This window comes from Herbaspirillum chlorophenolicum, from assembly GCF_001189955.1.
Lineage (GTDB): Bacteria > Pseudomonadota > Gammaproteobacteria > Burkholderiales > Burkholderiaceae_D > Herbaspirillum > Herbaspirillum chlorophenolicum.
In genome coordinates this window covers 42,970-60,531 of the sequence record NZ_LFLT01000003.1, presented here as the reverse complement: position 1 = coordinate 60,531, position 17,562 = coordinate 42,970, and the positions used below count along the sequence as shown (strand labels likewise).

The 17,562-nt window shown below is 61.1% G+C and carries 12 protein-coding genes, 1 tRNA gene and 1 riboswitch; of the genes, 8 read left to right on the top strand and 5 right to left on the bottom strand.

Annotated elements, in window-relative coordinates:
- Positions 1-3: 3 nt before the first annotated feature.
- On the top strand, positions 4-504 hold the full coding sequence (ssb, locus tag AKL28_RS03290) for a single-stranded DNA-binding protein (RefSeq protein ID WP_050466628.1): 501 nt from the start codon (positions 4-6) through the stop codon (positions 502-504).
- Positions 505-684: 180 nt separating this feature from the next.
- Here ssb and AKL28_RS03285 read toward each other — a convergent pair.
- Positions 685-761: transfer RNA gene (locus AKL28_RS03285), tRNA-Arg, on the bottom strand.
- Between the two features lie 60 nt (positions 762-821).
- Complete coding sequence (locus AKL28_RS03280; RefSeq protein ID WP_050466627.1) at positions 822-2,441, bottom strand: OpgD/OpgG family glucan biosynthesis protein; 1,620 nt, start codon at positions 2,439-2,441, stop codon at positions 822-824.
- Positions 2,442-2,671: 230 nt separating this feature from the next.
- Positions 2,672-2,878, top strand: a riboswitch (yybP-ykoY riboswitch).
- A 9-nt stretch (positions 2,879-2,887) separates the two neighbouring features.
- Between AKL28_RS03280 and AKL28_RS03275 the strand changes: the two genes are divergently transcribed.
- Entirely contained in the window at positions 2,888-3,463 is a 576-nt protein-coding gene (locus AKL28_RS03275; RefSeq protein ID WP_050466626.1) for a TMEM165/GDT1 family protein, read from the top strand.
- A 103-nt stretch (positions 3,464-3,566) separates the two neighbouring features.
- Here the strand turns inward: AKL28_RS03275 and AKL28_RS03270 are convergent, their stop codons facing one another.
- Entirely contained in the window at positions 3,567-4,634 is a 1,068-nt protein-coding gene (locus tag AKL28_RS03270; RefSeq protein WP_082221341.1) for a type II asparaginase, read from the bottom strand.
- Between the two features lie 478 nt (positions 4,635-5,112).
- Here AKL28_RS03270 and AKL28_RS03265 point away from each other — a divergent pair, with 478 nt between their 5' ends.
- Positions 5,113-6,615 carry an AMP nucleosidase gene (locus AKL28_RS03265; RefSeq protein ID WP_050466793.1) on the top strand — a complete coding sequence of 501 codons (1,503 nt, stop codon included), beginning with the start codon at positions 5,113-5,115 and terminating at the stop codon, positions 6,613-6,615.
- A gap of 81 nt (positions 6,616-6,696) precedes the next feature.
- On the opposite strand, the gene AKL28_RS03260 is transcribed toward AKL28_RS03265, so the two are convergent.
- On the bottom strand, positions 6,697-7,920 hold the full coding sequence (locus AKL28_RS03260) for a YbfB/YjiJ family MFS transporter (protein WP_050466625.1): 1,224 nt from the start codon (positions 7,918-7,920) through the stop codon (positions 6,697-6,699).
- Positions 7,921-8,123: 203 nt separating this feature from the next.
- Here AKL28_RS03260 and AKL28_RS03255 point away from each other — a divergent pair, with 203 nt between their 5' ends.
- Complete coding sequence (locus tag AKL28_RS03255; RefSeq protein ID WP_050466624.1) at positions 8,124-8,990, top strand: LysR family transcriptional regulator; 867 nt, start codon at positions 8,124-8,126, stop codon at positions 8,988-8,990.
- A 337-nt stretch (positions 8,991-9,327) separates the two neighbouring features.
- On the opposite strand, the gene nhaR is transcribed toward AKL28_RS03255, so the two are convergent.
- Positions 9,328-10,242 carry a transcriptional activator NhaR gene (gene nhaR, locus AKL28_RS03250; protein ID WP_050466623.1) on the bottom strand — a complete coding sequence of 305 codons (915 nt, stop codon included), beginning with the start codon at positions 10,240-10,242 and terminating at the stop codon, positions 9,328-9,330.
- Between the two features lie 142 nt (positions 10,243-10,384).
- On the opposite strand from nhaR, the gene AKL28_RS03245 reads away from it, so the two are divergent.
- The 4 genes from AKL28_RS03245 (at position 10,385) to AKL28_RS03230 (ending at position 17,477) form a co-directional block, all read left to right on the top strand.
- Positions 10,385-10,699, top strand: a complete 315-nt coding sequence (locus AKL28_RS03245; protein ID WP_050466622.1) for a TFIIB-type zinc ribbon-containing protein — start codon at positions 10,385-10,387, stop codon at positions 10,697-10,699.
- 43 nt (positions 10,700-10,742) lie between these two features.
- The gene (locus AKL28_RS03240) at positions 10,743-11,708 is read left to right on the top strand and encodes a TerC family protein (RefSeq protein ID WP_050466621.1); all 966 of its coding nucleotides are present in this window, start codon (positions 10,743-10,745) and stop codon (positions 11,706-11,708) included.
- A 170-nt stretch (positions 11,709-11,878) separates the two neighbouring features.
- Complete coding sequence (locus tag AKL28_RS03235; protein ID WP_050466620.1) at positions 11,879-12,601, top strand: transposase; 723 nt, start codon at positions 11,879-11,881, stop codon at positions 12,599-12,601.
- 199 nt (positions 12,602-12,800) lie between these two features.
- Positions 12,801-17,477 (top strand): glutamate synthase-related protein, encoded by a 4,677-nt coding sequence (locus AKL28_RS03230; protein ID WP_050466619.1) that lies wholly within the window; start codon positions 12,801-12,803, stop codon positions 17,475-17,477.
- The last annotated feature ends 85 nt before the right edge of the window (positions 17,478-17,562 follow it).

Below are 17,562 nucleotides of genomic sequence, written 5' to 3'. Positions count from 1 at the left end.
ACAATGGCATCGGTCAATAAAGTCATCATCGTCGGCAACCTCGGACGCGATCCGGAAACACGCTACATGCCGAACGGTGAAGCCGTCACCAACATCGCCGTCGCTACGACCGAAAGCTGGAAGGACAAGAACTCCGGCGAGAAGAAAGAGCTCACCGAATGGCACCGCATCACTTTCTACCGCAAGCTGGCGGAAATCGCCGGCCAGTACCTGAAGAAGGGTTCGCAAATCTACGTTGAAGGCCGCCTGCAGACCCGCAAGTGGCAAGACAAGGATGGCGTTGAGCGCTACACCACCGAAATCATCGCCGATACCATGCAGATGCTGGGCAGCCGCCAGGGCGGCGGCGGTGCATCGATGGACGATGGCGGCGGCTATGGCGGCGGCAGCCCGGCGCCGCGCCAGAATACAGGAGGCGGTGGTGGTGCCAGCGCGCCACGCCAGCAGCCGGCTTCGCGTCCGGCGTCGAACTTCTCGGACATGGACGACGATATTCCGTTCTGATGGTTCTGTGCCGGTTTCCGGCACCGGCAAGAGACCAGCAAAACCCGTGGATGCATTCACGGGTTTTTTGTTGACGGTTATCTGGCGGACAGGACGAGCGTGACAGCCATCGTGCATGCCATGATGAAATCAATCCGGGAAAAGAAAAAGGGCCCATCTGACGATGGACCCTTTTGCATTTGGTGCGGCTGGCAGGAATCGAACCCACGACCCCTTGGTTCGTAGCCAAGTACTCTATCCAGCTGAGCTACAGCCGCAAGAGGCGCGATTATAAAGGCAATTCAAAAGAATGGGCAACCTTTTTTTATTGCGCATACTCATCGGTACACAGGGCTGGTCTTGAACGGATGGTACTGGAACAGCCAGGTCTCCGTGAGCGCCTCGCCTTTGTCGCGCAGGAACAAGCGCATGTCGACCGGTTCTTCGCCATCCACGGCGAGGTCGAACTGCGCGCGCCAGTGGCCGGCTATGCCGTTGGGGACCGGTTCGGCGAAGATGTAGGAAAAACTGCCGCGCGAGGTGTTTAGTACCACCTCCGGTTTGGTGCCGAAAGGCAGTTTTTCCAGCGGCGCGCCTTTGAATTCCACCACGAACTTGCGCATATTGGGCGGGCGCGGCTGGCCCGGCTGGCCGCCGTTGCCAAGGCGCGTGGCCACGCAGCGCGCCAGCGGCGAGGGGAATGGTTCGTCCTGCTGCCAGTACAGGCGATAGCGCAGGCGGTAGTTGCTGCCTGCGGTGGCCGCCGCCTTGGGCACCCACATGGCGACGATGTTGTCATGGATCTCGTCGTCGGTATTGATTTCGATCAGTTGTACCGCGCCATCGCCCCAGTTTTCCAGCGGTTCCACCCACAAGCCGGGCCGGCGCTGATACATGACGCCGTCCTGGTAATGGTCGAAGTCGCGGTCGCGCTGCGACAGGCCGAAGCCGCGCAGGCCGCTGTCGGCGAAGGCCGAGGCGATGGTATGCGGCGGGTTGTTGAGCGGGCGCCAGATGTGCTCGCCGTTGCCGTTCCACATTGCCAGGCCGTCCGAGTCGTGCACTTCGGGGCGCCAGTCGACGCCGGTACCTTTGACCGTTTCCGAGAACCAGTACATCGAAGTGGCCGGCGCCAGTCCCAGGCGGGCGACGTCGCGGCGCAGGAACAGCGATTTGTCGATCTCCATGGTCACGCCTTCGGCGCGGCGCATCGTGAACCGATAGGCGCCGGTGACGCTGGGGCCTTCCAGCAACGCGTAGACCACCACGGTGTCGCTGTCCGGTGCGGAAGGCTCGAAGAAGAAATGGGTGAAGTCCGGGAATTCCTCCTTCTTGCCGGCCTCGGCCACGTCGATAGCGATGCCGCGCGCCGATAGTCCATATTGGTACAGGTCGCCGATGGCGCGGAAATAGGAGGCGCCGAGGAAGGCCACCCAGTCGTTGCTGCGCCAGTCCTTCTTTTGCTGGTCGGCCAGGCGGCTTTCCTGGAAGCGGAATCCGGCGAAGCCGCTGCCTGCCGGCAGTTTGTGTGCGGGGCTGTCGGCCGGCATGTCGAAGTAGTTGTCGTTATACAGGATCTCGCGCGCACGGGTGGGGGCGCTGCCGGGGCCGTCCAGCAGATACATGTGCACCGGTACCAGAAAGAATTTGCCGAGATGGAAGAAGGTCAGCGGAAACTGGCCGGGGCCATCGGCGAATGGCGCATAGTCGGTGTTGAACCTGATCTTGCCGTGCGCTTCGTAGTCGATCTGGTCGAGTATGTCGCGCGGGACCTTGTTGTGCGGGTTGTATGGCGTCTTTGCCATGTCGCGCGCGCGGGCAATCAGCGTGTCGAAGGAGAATTTCTCGGAGGATCCCATTTTGATACGCCCGGCGGCCACGGCTTCCGGCGCAATGCCCAGGGCGGCAAGTGCGGCGGCGGCAGAGGCGGAGGCCAGGAAGCGGCGTCGGTTCAGCATAGGCATGGGTTCTACGGTCTGTTGTCTGGAAGTATGGGGAGCGCACGGCCGGGCTTGGCCATGCCATTAAAGAGTTGCCATCGAAGGCGATGGTTCCGCCATGGGCAGGACAGGCCGGCAAGTTCAGGCATTGTCTGACGCGCCTCGTGGGAAAGAGGGAAGCGATGCCATCATTGCAATGCGAAAAGTGCTGTCTTCGCATGGACTCGGCGGTTCAAAATCAGTAAAATGCGCCGGTCATTGGGGAGTAGTCGCCTTCCATCCTGAGGAGGGGCTTGCGTCAACATACTTGATCCACAGATCATGGCGCCGGCGGTTCCTGAGAACGCATGTCTTTGACGGGATGCGTTCTTCGCTTGACAAGACCTTTGACCACGTAGCCTCCGACAATGGCCGGGGAGCGCGCGTGGTCATGCGTTTTTGTCCGGCCATGGAGAGAAAACCCAATGGATGCATTCCTTGTTTCCACAGGCATCGTCGCACTCGCCGAAATCGGCGATAAAACCCAACTGCTGGCCTTCATCTTGGCAGCCAAGTTCCGCAAGCCCCTTCCCATTATCCTCGGCGTCCTGGTCGCGACCATCGCCAACCATGCTTTTGCCGGCGCGCTGGGCGCGTGGATCACTTCGTTGCTGTCGCCGGAAATCCTGCGCTGGGTGCTGGGCGTCTCCTTCATCGCCATGGCGGTGTGGACGCTGATCCCCGACAAGTTCGATGAGAGCGAAGCCAAGTTCGGTCGCTTCGGGGTGTTCGGCACCACCTTGCTGACCTTCTTCCTGGCCGAGATGGGCGACAAGACCCAGGTCGCCACCGTGGCGCTGGCCGCGCAGTACCATGCCTTCGTGCCAATAGTGGCCGGTACCACGCTGGGCATGATGATCGCCAACGTGCCGGCCGTGCTGCTGGGCGACCGCATTGCCGGCAGGATTCCGGTGCGCGTCGTGCATGCCATCGCGGCGGTTATCTTCGCCATTCTTGGCGTGGCCACCTTGCTGGGCGCGGGCAAGTCGCTGGGGTTCTGATTTCGCGCTCGCCGCAAAGGAAAAGCCCGCTGCATTTGCATGCAGCGGGCTTTTTTCATGCTGATTGTTGATGGCGCGCTTGCGGGCGCGCCGTCAAGGGCGATCAGTATTCCCAGAACATCTTCTGGATTTCCTTGCTGTCGGTGGTCTTGGTCAGCGCCAGCATTAGCAGGATGCGGGCCTTTTGCGCGTTGAGCGTATCGGAGACGACGAAGTCCAGCTTGTCGTCGTCGGCTTCGCCGTTGCGCGCCACGATGCCCTGGCCGACACGGCTCGCACGCACGATGACGACGCCCTTCTTGCGGGCTTCGGTCAGCGACGGCACGACGGTGTTGTTCAGGCTGCCATCGCCCACGCCGGCGTGGACGATGCCTTGTGCGCCGGCGGCCACGAAGGCGTTCAGTGCGATCGGGTTCATGTTGGCGTAGCCGTAGACGATGTCGACTTGCGGCAGCTTGTCCAGATTCATGATGTCAAACGGAGTGTCAACCGTGTTCTTGCGGGTCGACTGGCGGTAGAAGTACGGCTTGCTGCCCTGGATGTAGCCCAAAAAGCCCAGTTCCGGGGTCTTGAAGGTGTCCAGTGTGGAGGTGTTGGTCTTGGTCACTTCGCGGCCGGCGTTGATCTGGTCGTTCAGGGTCACCAGCACGCCCTTGCCGATGGCTTCCTTGGAGCCGGCCAGCAGCACTGCGTTGTACAGGTTGATCGGGCCATCGGCGCTGATCGCGGTCGACGGGCGCATCGCGCCGACGATCACGACCGGCTTCTTGCTCTTGACCACCAGGTCCAGGAAGTAGGCGGTTTCTTCGATGGTGTCGGTGCCGTGGGTGATCACGATGCCGTCCACGTCGCTTTGCGCCAGCAGCGTGTTGACGCGCTTGGCCAGTTTCAGCCAGGCGTCGTTGTTCATGTTTTCGCTGGCGATCTGCATGGTCTGCTCGCCGCGCACGTTGGCGACCTTCTGCAGTTCGGGGACGGCAGCGATCAGCGCATCCACGCCGACCTTGGCGGCGGTGTAGCCGACCGTGGTGGTAGTGGTGGCGCCGGTGCCGGCGATGGTGCCGCCGGTCGCCAGAATGACGACGTTGGGCAGGTTTTGCGCCTGTGCGGCGACGGTGGCCGCCAGGCAGAACAGGACCAGGATCTGGCCGAAGAATTTTCTCGCGAGCATGTGTGCCTCTGTATGTGTGGTTGAGTGTTTTTATGGCTCCGATAAGCCGGTGTGGATCGGTTGGCCGGCGAGCCGGATGGGCTTCGGAGTGCGATCAAGATAGCACCCGTCCGTGCCGCGATCAAAGGTTTTTTTAACGCGCGGGAACATGCACTGGCACTGGGAATGGATGCACCCGGATGAGCTGCGGCGAGCACCATTGCGGAGCGAAAATGCATGGCCTGCCCGCGATGTCGCGATGCCGGTTCCGGTATTGGGGACTTGGTTGTGAAACGGCGAAGAAGAATTCCACGATAGCACCGAATCCGTATCGCGCAAAGGGAAGGAAGCGGGATATTGCGATACCTGATTCAACGATGATGGGGAGGCGGCGACTCGGGTAATATCGAAGGCGCACACAAGGATTTTTAATGTCCGGCAATGGCCGGTAAAAGCCGCACACCGGTTGTGCTGCGTGCGGCAATGATGGAGAAAGATGATGTTTGCCACTGAAAAATTCACCGACCCCGATGCCGCCTATGCGCGCGTGCTTGAAATCTATGAGCGCAACACCGCCATCCTGCGCGATGCCTTTCGCAAGTTTTCTGCCGGAGAAGTGCTGGAACAGCGCGTGCGCGCCTGCTATCCCTTCGTGCGCATCACCACCGAGAAGGCGACCCATACCGATACCCGCCAGTCCTTCGGCTTCGTCGCCGGCCCCGGTTGTTACGAGACCACGCTGACCCGGCCGGCGCTGTTCCATAATTACCTGCTGAGCCAGTTCAAGCTGGTGCTGCAAAACCATCAGGTGCCGCTGGAGATCGGCGTGAGCGATTTGCCGATCCCGGTGCATTTCGCCTTCCCGGAGGGTATCCACGTCGAAGGAAGCCTCGATCCGGAGCATTTGCGCTCGCTGCCGGACGTGTTCGACCTGCCCGACCTGGCGGCCATGGACGACCGTATCGTCAACGGTACTTATGAAGTCGATAATGGCGCCTGGCGCGACGGCGTGCATCCGCTGGCGCTGTTTACCGGGCCGCGCATCGATTATTCGCTGCATCGGCTGCGCCATTACACGGCCACTTCGCCGGACCAGTTCCAGCGCTATGTGCTGTTCACCAACTATGCGTTCTACGTGGATGAATTCGTACGCCTGGGCCGCAAGCTGATGGAACCCACCGACGATCCGCAAGAGCGGGCCTACCGCCAGCAATATGTGGCTTTCGTGGAACCGGGCAACGTCACCACCTGGAGCACCAACCAGGAGGGAGGTAGTGCCCAGCCGGCTTCGGGCGTGGCGCCGGCGCGCCAGCCGCAGATGCCGGCCTACCATCTGCAGCGGGCCGACGGCAGCGGCATTACGCTGATCAATATCGGCGTGGGGCCGTCCAATGCCAAGACCGTCACCGACCATGTCGCCGTGCTGCGCCCGCACGGCTGGCTGATGCTGGGGCACTGCGCCGGCTTGTCGGCCTCGCAGCGCATGGGGGATTACGTGCTGGCGCACGCCTATGTGCGCGACGACCATGTGCTGGACGACGACCTGCCGCTGTGGGTGCCGATCCCGGCGCTGGCCGAAGTGCAGCTGGCGTTGCAGGATGCGGTGGCCAGCATCACGCAGCTCAAGGGGTATGAACTGAAACGCATCATGCGCACCGGCACGGTGGCTTCCGTGGATGACCGCAACTGGGAGCTGCGCGACCATCGCATGCCGTTGCTGCGTTTTTCGCAGAGCCGCGCCATCGCGCTCGATATGGAAAGCGCTACGGTGGCGGCCAACGGTTTCCGTTTCCGGGTGCCTTACGGGACGTTGCTGTGCGTGTCGGACAAGCCACTGCACGGCGAGATCAAGCTGCCCGGCATGGCCAACAGCTTTTATGAGCAGCGGGTGGCGCAGCACTTGCAGATTGGTATCCGTGCGCTGGAGCTGTTGCGCAACAACGGGATCGAACAGTTGCATAGCCGCAAACTGCGCAGCTTCGCCGAGCCGGCGTTCCGTTGACATGTCATTTCCGGGACCGGTGCCCGGATACGAGAACGCCCGCTGCAGCGGGCGTTTTTTTATGGGCGTTTCGAGTCGGGATCAGGCTGCCTTGTGTTCCAGCTTGTGGCTCAGCGTCAGCCTGTAATAGAGGAAGGCGCCGACCAACAGGGCCGCTACCGCCACGCACAGCGATGGCGTGAATGAGCCGCTGCGATGCACCAGCGCCGTCGCCAGCGGCGGGCCAGCGATCTGGCCGATGCCATAGGCGGCTGTCATCAAACCCATCAGGCTGCTGGCATGCGACTGGCGCAGGCGGCGTGCCTCCCGCATCGCAAACAGCGTGATGGCGGTGAAGGGCAGGCCAAGCAGCAGGCAGCTCAGCGCGAAGCCGATGGTATTGGGCAGCAAGATCGAGAGCGCCACGCCTGCGGCCTGCATGATGTAACTGTAGGCCAGCAGCAGGCGCTGGTCGCCATGCACCGGCAGGCGTGTCGCGCCGAAGGCGCCCAGCGCCACGCCGAGGCCGAAGATGGGCCAGAAGAAGTCAGCCCAGTTCGATCCGGGCAAGGCTTGGCGGGCGATCACCGGCAGGAAGGTGGCGGTAATGATGTAGCCGAAACCGGCCATGCCATAGGCGATCACCTGCTGGCGCACTTCGCGCTTTTGCTCAGGCGATTCATGTTGGGCGTCTTGGGTTTGCGCGGTGGCGGGGCCGGATTGCGCCGGGCCGGCGTCGAAGCTGAAAGTCTTCCAGACCAGGGCCGTCAAGGCCAGCGAGATGACCGCGAATACCACCCAGCCTGAAGCGGCCAGCCAGCCGGCCGTCACCATGGCGCCAGTGAGCAGGCCGCTCAATGCGATACCGATGCCGGGACCGCAGAAAATCACGCCGCCCAGTTCGGGATGTTTCAGTTGCGTCAACTGGTGCAAACACCAGCCGGCGGTGTAGACGAAGACATAGGCGCTGGCAATGCCTGACAGCAGCCGCAGCCCCAGCCACATCGCATCGTTGTGCAGCAAGCCCATGCCCAGCGTGAGCAGGATGGTGGCGGCCAGGCCGCCACGTATCAGCGGCACCGGCTTGTTGCTGCGATGGAAGGCGCAGAGCATGGCGCCGATGAAGTAGCCAAGATAGTTGGCGGTGGCCAGCCAGCCGCCCATCTGCAGGTTGATGCTGCCTTCGTGCAGCATCATCGGCAGCAGCGGCGTGAAGGCGAAACGGCCGATGCCCATCGCCACCGACAAGGCCAGCATGCCGGACAGGCAGACTTTCCAGGCCGTGGCGCGGCTGGCGTGCGCAGGCGGGGGCGTGGAGGCGTTCATGCGAACGCTCCTTGCGCGGCGATACGGATGCGTGCGGCGGGGGCGGCGCATAAGAGGAGGGAATGCTTGCGCAAGTCTCTCCGGCTGCAATGGCAATTCATGACGGATGAATATTCTTATTGACGAGGATGCCTATGCTATCTTGTTTCATGCATTCGAAAAAATGAATAATAAGAATGACTTCATCTTAAATGGAGATTGAAATGGAACTGGCCGAACTGGAAATCTTCCGTGCCGTGGTGACCGAAGGCGGCATTACGCGCGCCGCGGAAAGGCTCAACCGGGTGCAATCCAACGTCACCACGCGCATCAAGCAATTGGAGGAATCGATCGGCGTGCCGCTGTTCGTGCGCGACCGCCGCCGCATGGTGTTGACGGCAGCCGGCGAATCGATGCTGGATTACGCCGAACGCATCCTCGATCTGGTTCAGGAGGCGCGCCAGGCAGTCGCGCCGCAAAGTCCGCGTGGGCGTTTGCGGATCGGCTCGATGGAGAGCGCTGCCGCCAGCAGGTTGCCGGGGCCGCTGGCCGAATTCCACAGCCGTTGGCCGGAGGTACGGCTGGAACTCTCCACTGCCCCGACGGAAAAGCTGGTCGCCCAGGTGCGCGACTTCAAGCTCGACGCGGCACTGGTGACCGGCCCGATCGATGACCCCGCCTTTGATGCGACGCCCCTGTTCAAGGAAGAACTGCTGCTGGTGACGCCCAAGAGCCATCGCCGGGTGCGTTCGTCGGACGATGTCATGCTCGATACGCTGATCGTCTTCGAACAGGGCTGCGCCTACCGGCGCCATGCCGAGAGCTGGTTTTCAGCCGCAGGCAAGGGCAGCAGGAGGCCAGGCCGTACGCTGGAGTTGGCGTCTTATCATGCCATTCTGGCATGTGTGGCCGCCGGCGCTGGTGTGGCGGTAGTGCCGCGTTCGGTGATCGATATGCAAAATGAGCCGCGCGGCTTTGCTACTTATTCTCTAGGCAAGGATGGACGCATCACTACTTATCTCATCAGCAGGCGAGAGCAATATTCGTCATCTTTTCTGGCCTTGCGTTCTTTACTTATGGCGCGCGTTTGATATATTGAATCCAGTTTTGACGATGAGGCGCTTCGCATTTACCTCATTTAAAGACGGCGTAACAATTTGTAAAAAACGCTGCGCTACAACACCGATTTTTTTATATTGAAGTTCCCCCTCCATTCTCTCCCCCGAGAATGGGATTTACCCCACGGACTGCAAAGTACGTGGGGTTTTTCTTTTTCATTTCCTGTTTTCCTGTTCCTTTGGAAGCTTTGCCAGAACTGGCTTTGCGGTCGATGCACAAAATAGGTGCAGAAGTGTTGATGCCCTGTTATGTGGGAATCCTTTTCCGATTGATTGTTGCCATGTCATTTCACCTGTCCATTTGCCAAGCTCATGCGCGTGAACTGCCGACGATGAGATTGTCGCGTGCGGCGGATTGGATCGCGAGCACTGCCGGATGCGTCAGTTTGCGTTCTACCGATATCGCGTAGAACTGTTCCCTGACGGCATCCGTCTTGCCTATTTCGACGATGCCATATTGCTTCCTGACTTGCGAAGCAATGGCAGTCGGCGCCGCGAAGATGCCGGTGCCGGCGTCGCCAAAGGCCAGCAGCAGGGCGCCATCGTCGAACTCTCCGGCGATTTGAGGGCGGATATTTTCCTTCTCGAACCAGCGCAAGAGGCGCGGGCGCACTGCGGCATCGTCACCGGGCATCAGGAAAGGCGCGCCATCCAGGCTGTGCGGGAATCCCTTTTTGTAACGCTTGGCCAGCTCGGGTGTGGCAAAGAAGCTGGTATCGCATTCTCCCAGCAGGTGATGGTAGCCGCGCACATCGACATTGGCGGGCATGGGACTGTCGGCGATGATGATGTCGAGGCGATGGATGGCCAGTTCTGCCAGCAGCGCGTCCAGCTTGCCTTCGCGGCAGACGATGCGGATCGGTTCCTCCAGCGACAACGCGGTTTCCAGCAGCAGGTAGGCGATCGCCTTGGGAACCGCATCGGCCACGCCCACGCGCAGTTGCAGTGCGCGGCCGCCGGGACGGAAGCGCAAGGCTTCTTCCAGCTCTTCGCCGATGGTGAAGATGCGGTCGGCGTAATCGAACACCATCCTTCCCTCATCGTTCAATTCCAGCCTGCGTCCGACGCGGTTGAACAGCTTGTATCCCACGTTCTCTTCGAACAGCGTAAGTTGGCCGCTGATGGTTTGCGCCGTCAGATGCAAACGCTCGCTGGCGCGCGCGACGCTGCCGGCCTTGGCGACGGCCCAGAAATAGTGAAGATGTTTGTAGTTGAGCGAGGGCATCTTTATATCATCGGTTTTTTCGATTAATTATCTCAGAATATTCGAATTTTCATTCATATCGTTTTCTCCTAAAGTGGCGCTGTTCCCGGGCGTGCCAGTGTTGGCGGCCGGTCATATGAAGCTTGTCATGAAGGAGTGGCGAATGAAATGTCCTGTTTGTACAACGGCTAATCTGCTGATTTCGGAGCGGCAAGGCATCGAAATCGATTACTGTCCGCAATGCCGTGGCGTGTGGCTGGATCGCGGCGAGCTCGATAAGCTGATCGAGCGCTCCGCGGCCAGCACGACGCCGGCGGCGGCGCCGCCGCAGCGCCAGGCGCCGCAACAGCAAACCTATGACCCGCGTTTCGGCCATGGCGGCCAGCATCATCGCGACGGCTATGGTTCCGGATCGCAAGGCTATGACCACCGGCGCAAGAAAAAGGGCTTTCTGGGCGAGATATTCGATTTCGACTGATCGGCGCCAGGAATCGGCAATCAAAAATGAAAAGGGGTAAAAAGTGAGCGGCGTAGAGAGTTTCGCAAGCGGCCCAATGTGGCTGGGCTTCATCGTATTTGTGCTGGGCATGCTGGCGCTGGACATGTTTGCGCTGGGCGGACGCCACGCGCACCGCGTCTCGCCCAAGGAGGCGCTGGGGTGGTCGCTGGCATGGGTATCGCTGGCGTTGCTGTTTGCGGGCCTGATGTGGTGGTACCTGGATGTGAACGTGGGGCGCGAATTCGCCAACCAGAAGGGCGCCGAATTCCTCTCGGGTTACCTGATCGAGAAAGCGCTGTCGGTCGACAACATCTTCGTGTTCCTGATGATCTTCAGCTACTTTGCGGTGCCGCCCGAGATGCAGCGTCGTGTGCTGCTGTACGGCGTGTTCGGCGCGATCGTGATGCGGGCTGTGATGATCTTGCTGGGCGCATGGCTGATCGCGCAATTCAGCTGGATTCTGTACCTGTTCGGCGCTTTCCTGGTATTTACCGGCGTGAAGATGCTGGTGTTCGCCGACAAGGAACCCGATCTTGGCGACAACCCGCTGCTGCGATGGCTGCGCGGCCACCTGAAGATCAGCAAGGATTACGATGGCGAGAAGTTTCTCACCGTGCAAAATGGCGTCAAATATTTCACGCCGCTGATGCTGGTCTTGCTGCTGATCGAACTTTCCGACCTGATTTTCGCGGTAGACAGCATCCCGGCCATCTTTGCGATCACCAAGGATCCGTTCATCGTCTTCACCTCGAACATGTTTGCCATCATGGGCCTGCGCGCACTGTACTTTTTGCTGGCTGACTCGGCAGAGCGGTTCCATCTGCTCAAATATGGCCTGGCGCTGGTGCTGTTGTTCGTCGGCGTGAAGATGCTGGCAGCTTACTGGTTCCACATTCCTGTGGTGTGGTCGCTGGCGGTGGTGGGGGCGATCCTGCTGGTATCGATCATCCTGAGCCTGCTGCTGTCGCGGGACAAAAAAGAGGCTTGAAGCCATACCTGCCGTCAAACCAATCAAGCCAATGAACCGGCCGGAGCAATCCGGCCGGTTTTTTATTGGAGCGTGCATGAACAAGCTGCTCGCGACGAATGCCTTCAGATAATTGGGGACGGAGTACATTAGAATGTCGGCTTTGCCACCCAGTTTCGAGCGAGTAGCCTATGGCCCGCCTTCCGCGTCTCGTCGTTCCCCACCAGCCCCACCACATCATCCAGCGAGGCCATGACGGCTTGGTGATCTTTCGCGATACGGAAGACCACCTGGCTTTTCTTGGATGGCTGAAAGAGGCGTCGCGGCAGTTCAAGGTCGCTATCCATGCCTATGCCCTGATGCCAGATCACCTGCATTTGCTTGCCACGCCATCCGATGAGCAGGGGCTGGCACGAATGATGCAATGGATAGGACGCCACTACGTCCCTTATTTCAACCAGAAGCACGGGCGCAGTGGAACGCTGTGGCAGGGGCGTTATCGGGCCACCGTCGTGGATGCCGAGCTGTATCTGCTGGCCATCTGCCGCTACATCGAGCTCAATCCGGTGCGCAATGGACTGGCAAGCGCGCCCGGCGAGTACCCGTGGTCCAGCTACATGCATCACATTGGCGCAAAGCAGGATGGCTTGATTACCGATCACCCGGTGTATTGGTCTATTGGCAACACTCCGTTTGACCGTGAAATCGCCTATCGGCAGTTGACCGAAGAAGGCTTGGCGCAGGAAGAGATCGGCCGTATTACGGACGCCACGCTCAAGGGGTGGGCGCTTGGCTCCGATGAGTTCAAAGTTGGGCTGGAGCGCCAGACGCGGCGCCGGGTCAGCCCGGCCAAACGAGGGCGGCCGGCTATTGCACGACCGCAGCCGGAGATCGAAGAGCCGCAGGAAGAGTAAGCGCGGCGCACTACTGCGGTTGAAAATAAGATTGTCGAATCAACGAGTTAAATCGAATTCAATTACTATGTCCCTAATATAAAAAACATAAAAATCGTGGGTAAATTAATTTAACTCAGACCCTATTTATTCTTATTGAACTATTGGGTGCAGTGCACTATTCTTCAAATCCTTACTGTCAATGTGGTGGAGTACCGTTATGCACGCGCAAGGCCTTTACGACCCAGCAAATGAACATGACGCCTGTGGCGTCGGCTTCATCGCCCATATCAAGGGCAAGAAGACACATTCCATCGTTGACCAGGGTTTGCTGATTCTGAAAAACCTGGACCACCGGGGCGCCGTGGGTGCCGACCCGCTGATGGGTGACGGCGCCGGTATCCTGATCCAGATTCCCGACCAGTACTACCGCGAAGAAATGGCTAAGCAGGGCGTGGACCTGCCGCCGCCGGGCGAATATGGCGTGGGCATGGTGTTCCTGCCGAAGGAAAACGCCTCGCGCATCGCCTGTGAACAGGAAATCGAACGCGCGGTGCTGGCCGAAGGCCAGATCGTGCTGGGCTGGCGCGACGTACCGGTCGACCGCGACATGCCGATGTCGCCCACCGTGCGCGAAAAAGAGCCGGTGATCCGCCAGATCTTCATCGGCCGCGGCCCGGACGTGATGGTGACCGACGCGCTGGAGCGCAAGCTGTACGTGATCCGCAAGTCGTCCGGCCACGCCATCCAGGCGCTGAACCTGCTGCACGGCAAGGAATTCTTCGTGCCCTCGATGTCGGCCCGCACCGTGGTCTACAAGGGCCTGCTGCTGGCCGACCAGGTCGGCGTGTACTACAAGGACCTGCAGGACGAGCGCTGCGTCTCCGCGCTGGCCCTGGTGCACCAGCGCTTCTCCACCAACACCTTCCCCGAGTGGCCGCTGGCCCACCCGTACCGCCTGATCGCCCACAACGGCGAAATCAACACCGTCAAGGGCAACTTCAACTGGATGCGCGCCCGCGAAGGCGTGATGCAGTCGGCCGTGCTGGGCGCGGACCTGAAGAAGCTGTTCCCGCTGATCTATGAAGGCCAGTCCGACACCGCCAGCTTCGACAATGCGCTGGAACTGCTGGTCATGGCCGGCTACCCGCTGCCGCAGGCGATGATGATGATGGTGCCCGAAGCCTGGGAAAACCACACCGCGATGGACGACAACCGCCGCGCCTTCTATGAATACCACGCTGCCATGATGGAGCCGTGGGACGGCCCGGCCGCGCTGGCCTTCACCGACGGTCGCCACATCGGCGGCACGCTGGACCGCAATGGCCTGCGTCCGGCCCGCTACATCGTCACCGACGACGACCTTGTGGTGATGGCGTCCGAATCGGGCGTCTTGCCGATTCCCGAATCCAAGATCATCCAGAAATGGCGTCTGCAGCCAGGCAAGATGTTCCTGATCGACCTCGACGCCGGCCGCATCATCGACGACAAGGAATTGAAGGACACCTACGCCAACGCCAAGCCGTACAAGCAATGGATCAATTCGGTGCGCATCAAGCTCGACGAGCTCAAGAACGAGCCGCGCGAGCCGTCGTCCAAGCTGCCGCTGCTGGATCTGCAGCAGGTGTTCGGCTACACCCAGGAAGACACCAAGTTCCTGATGGCGCCGATGGCCACCGGCGGCGAAGAGGCAATCGGCTCCATGGGCAACGACTCGCCGCTGGCGGTCATGTCCAACAAGAACAAGGCGCTGTACAACTACTTCCGCCAGCTGTTCGCGCAGGTGACCAACCCGCCGATCGACCCGATCCGCGAAGCGCTGGTCATGTCGCTGGTGTCGTTCATCGGCCCCAAGCCCAACCTGCTCGACACCAACAACATCAACCCGCCGATGCGCCTGGAAGTGTCGCAGCCGGTGCTGGACTATGCCGATATCGCCAAGCTGCGCAACATCAGCGCGCACAGCGGCGGCAAGTTCAAGTCCTATGAACTGAACATCTGCTATCCGGTCGCCTGGGGCAAGGAAGGCATCGAAGCGCGCCTGGCATCGCTGTGCGCCAAGGCGGTGGACGCCGTCAAGTCGGGCCACAACATCCTGATCATCTCGGACCGCAAGGTCGATGACGAGCAACTGCCGATCCCGGCGCTGCTGGCCACTTCCGCGATCCATCAGCACCTGGTCAGCAAGGGCCTGCGCACCTCCACCGGCCTGGTGGTGGAAACCGGTTCCGCGCGCGAAACGCACCACTTCGCGCTGCTGGCAGGTTATGGCGCCGAAGCCATCCATCCGTACCTGGCGATGGATACCCTGTTCGACATGGCCAAGGGCCTGCCGGGCGAGCTGTCGCCGGAAAAGGCCATCTACAACTTCCAGAAGGCCGTCGGCAAGGGCCTCTTGAAGGTCATGTCCAAGATGGGCATCTCGACCTACATGTCCTACTGCGGCGCGCAGATCTTCGAAGCCATCGGCCTGTCGAAGTCGCTGGTAGACAAGTACTTCAAGGGCACCGCCTCCAACGTCGAAGGTATCGGCGTGTTCGAAGTGGCCGAGGAAGCGCTGCGCCTGCACACGGCAGCCTTCAGCAACGACCCGGTGCTGGCCAATGCCCTGGACGCCGGCGGCGAGTACGCCTTCCGCATCCGCGGCGAAGAGCACATGTGGACGCCGGACGCGATCGCCAAGCTGCAGCACTCGACCCGTTCGAACAGCTACAACACCTACAAGGAATACGCCCAGCTCATCAACGACCAGTCCAAGCGCCACATGACGCTGCGCGGCCTGTTCGAGTTCAAGATCGACCCGTCCAAGGCGATCTCGATCGATGAGGTGGAACCGGCCAAGGACATCGTCAAGCGTTTCGCCACCGGCGCCATGTCGCTCGGCTCGATCTCGACCGAAGCGCACGCTACGCTGGCCATCGCGATGAACCGCATCGGCGGCAAGTCCAACACCGGCGAAGGCGGCGAAGACGTCAACCGTTACCGCAACGAGCTGAAGGGCATCCCCATCAAGCAGGGCGCGACCCTGGCCTCGGAAATCGGCAAGGACGTGATTGAAGTCGACATTCCGCTGCAGGAAGGCGACTCGCTGCGTTCGCGCATCAAGCAGGTGGCGTCGGGCCGTTTCGGCGTTTCGGCCGAGTACCTGATCTCCGCCGACCAGATCCAGATCAAGATGGCGCAGGGCGCCAAGCCGGGCGAAGGCGGCCAGCTGCCGGGCCACAAGGTGTCCGACTACATCGCCAAGCTGCGCGTGTCGGTGCCGGGCGTGGGCCTGATCTCGCCGCCGCCGCACCACGACATCTACTCGATCGAAGACCTGGCGCAACTGATCCACGACCTGAAGAACGTCAATCCGCGCGCTTCGATCTCGGTCAAGCTGGTGTCGGAAGTGGGTGTGGGCACCGTGGCAGCGGGCGTGGCCAAGGCCAAGTCCGACCACGTCGTGATCGCCGGCCATGACGGCGGCACCGGCGCATCGCCGCTGTCCTCGATCAAGCACGCTGGTTCGCCGTGGGAGCTGGGCCTGGCCGAAACGCAGCAGACGCTGGTGTTGAACGGCCTGCGCAACCGTATCCGCGTGCAAGCCGACGGCCAGATGAAGACCGGCCGCGACGTCGTCATCGGCGCCATGCTGGGCGCCGACGAGTTCGGCTTCGCCACCGCACCGCTGGTGGTCGAAGGCTGCATCATGATGCGCAAGTGCCACCTGAATACCTGCCCGGTGGGCGTGGCCACGCAAGATCCGGTGCTGCGCGCCAAGTTCTCCGGCAAGCCGGAGCACGTGGTCAACTTCTTCTTCTTCATCGCTGAAGAAGCGCGCCAGATCATGGCTCAGCTGGGTATCCGCAAGTTCGACGAGCTGATCGGCCGCGCCGACCTGCTGGACCGCACCAAGGCGATTGCGCACTGGAAGGCCAAGGGCCTGGACTTCACCCGCATCTTCCACCAGCCGGAATCCTCGGCGCCGGTGTACCACACCGAAGACCAGGACCATGGCCTGGACAAGGCGCTGGACCACAAGCTGATCGCGCAAGCGAAGATCGCGCTGGAAAAGGGCGAGAAGGTTTCCTTCATCTCCCCGATCAAGAACCTGAACCGCACCGTTGGCGCCATGCTCTCGGGTGAAGTGGCCAAGCGTTACGGCCACGAAGGTTTGCCGGATGACACCATCCACATCCAGCTGCAAGGCACCGCAGGCCAGTCGGCTGGCGCTTTCCTGGCGCACGGCGTGACGCTGGACCTGGTGGGCGAAGGCAACGACTACGTCGGCAAGGGCTTGTCGGGCGGCCGCATTATCGTGCGTCCGAACACCGAGTTCCGCGGCCGTGCCGTGGACAACATCATCTCCGGCAATACCGTGCTGTACGGCGCGATCAATGGCGAAGCCTTCATCAACGGCGTGGCCGGCGAACGTTTCGCGGTGCGCAACTCCGGCGCCATCGCCGTGACCGAAGGCACCGGTGACCACGGTTGCGAATACATGACCGGCGGCACCGTCGTGGTGCTGGGCAACACCGGCCGTAACTTCGCAGCGGGTATGTCGGGCGGTATCGCCTACGTCTACGATCCGGACGGCGACTTCGCCGGCAAGTGCAATACCGCGATGGTGGCATTGGACAAGGTCTTGTCCGATACCGAGCAGGAAGCGTCGCTGGACCGCAACGTGTGGCACAGCCTGGAGCGCGGTGGTGTGCGCCAGACCGACGAAGCCATCCTGCGCGGCTTGATTGAACGGCACTTCAAGTACACCGGCAGCACGCGCGCGCGCTACCTGCTGGACAACTGGGCGGCATCGCGCACCAAGTTCGTAAAGGTCTTCCCGACCGAATACAAACGTGCGCTGGCCGAACTGGCCGCCGCTGCCGAAACGAAAAAGGAAAAGGTCGCCGCCTGATCCGGCGGTCTTTTCAAGTCAATCAAGTACGCCGACGGGCGTTGCGGAGTTGAATCGCCGCCCGTCGCATCCTTAGCGAGAAATG

Bases quoted from the DNA above. Each gene is read 5' to 3' on its own strand.
- AKL28_RS03260 (WP_050466625.1), bottom strand. From the start codon at position 7,920: ATGAACGCCTCCACGCCCCCGCCTGCGCACGCCAGCCGCGCCACGGCC.
- AKL28_RS03235 (WP_050466620.1), top strand. From the start codon at position 11,879: ATGGCCCGCCTTCCGCGTCTCGTCGTTCCCCACCAGCCCCACCACATC.
- nhaR (WP_050466623.1), bottom strand. From the start codon at position 10,242: ATGCCCTCGCTCAACTACAAACATCTTCACTATTTCTGGGCCGTCGCC.
- AKL28_RS03270 (WP_082221341.1), bottom strand. From the start codon at position 4,634: ATGCTCGCGAGAAAATTCTTCGGCCAGATCCTGGTCCTGTTCTGCCTG.
- AKL28_RS03245 (WP_050466622.1), top strand. From the start codon at position 10,385: ATGAAATGTCCTGTTTGTACAACGGCTAATCTGCTGATTTCGGAGCGG.
- ssb (WP_050466628.1), top strand. From the start codon at position 4: ATGGCATCGGTCAATAAAGTCATCATCGTCGGCAACCTCGGACGCGAT.
- AKL28_RS03230 (WP_050466619.1), top strand. From the start codon at position 12,801: ATGCACGCGCAAGGCCTTTACGACCCAGCAAATGAACATGACGCCTGT.
- AKL28_RS03275 (WP_050466626.1), top strand. From the start codon at position 2,888: ATGGATGCATTCCTTGTTTCCACAGGCATCGTCGCACTCGCCGAAATC.
- AKL28_RS03280 (WP_050466627.1), bottom strand. From the start codon at position 2,441: ATGCTGAACCGACGCCGCTTCCTGGCCTCCGCCTCTGCCGCCGCCGCA.
- AKL28_RS03255 (WP_050466624.1), top strand. From the start codon at position 8,124: ATGGAACTGGCCGAACTGGAAATCTTCCGTGCCGTGGTGACCGAAGGC.
- AKL28_RS03265 (WP_050466793.1), top strand. From the start codon at position 5,113: ATGTTTGCCACTGAAAAATTCACCGACCCCGATGCCGCCTATGCGCGC.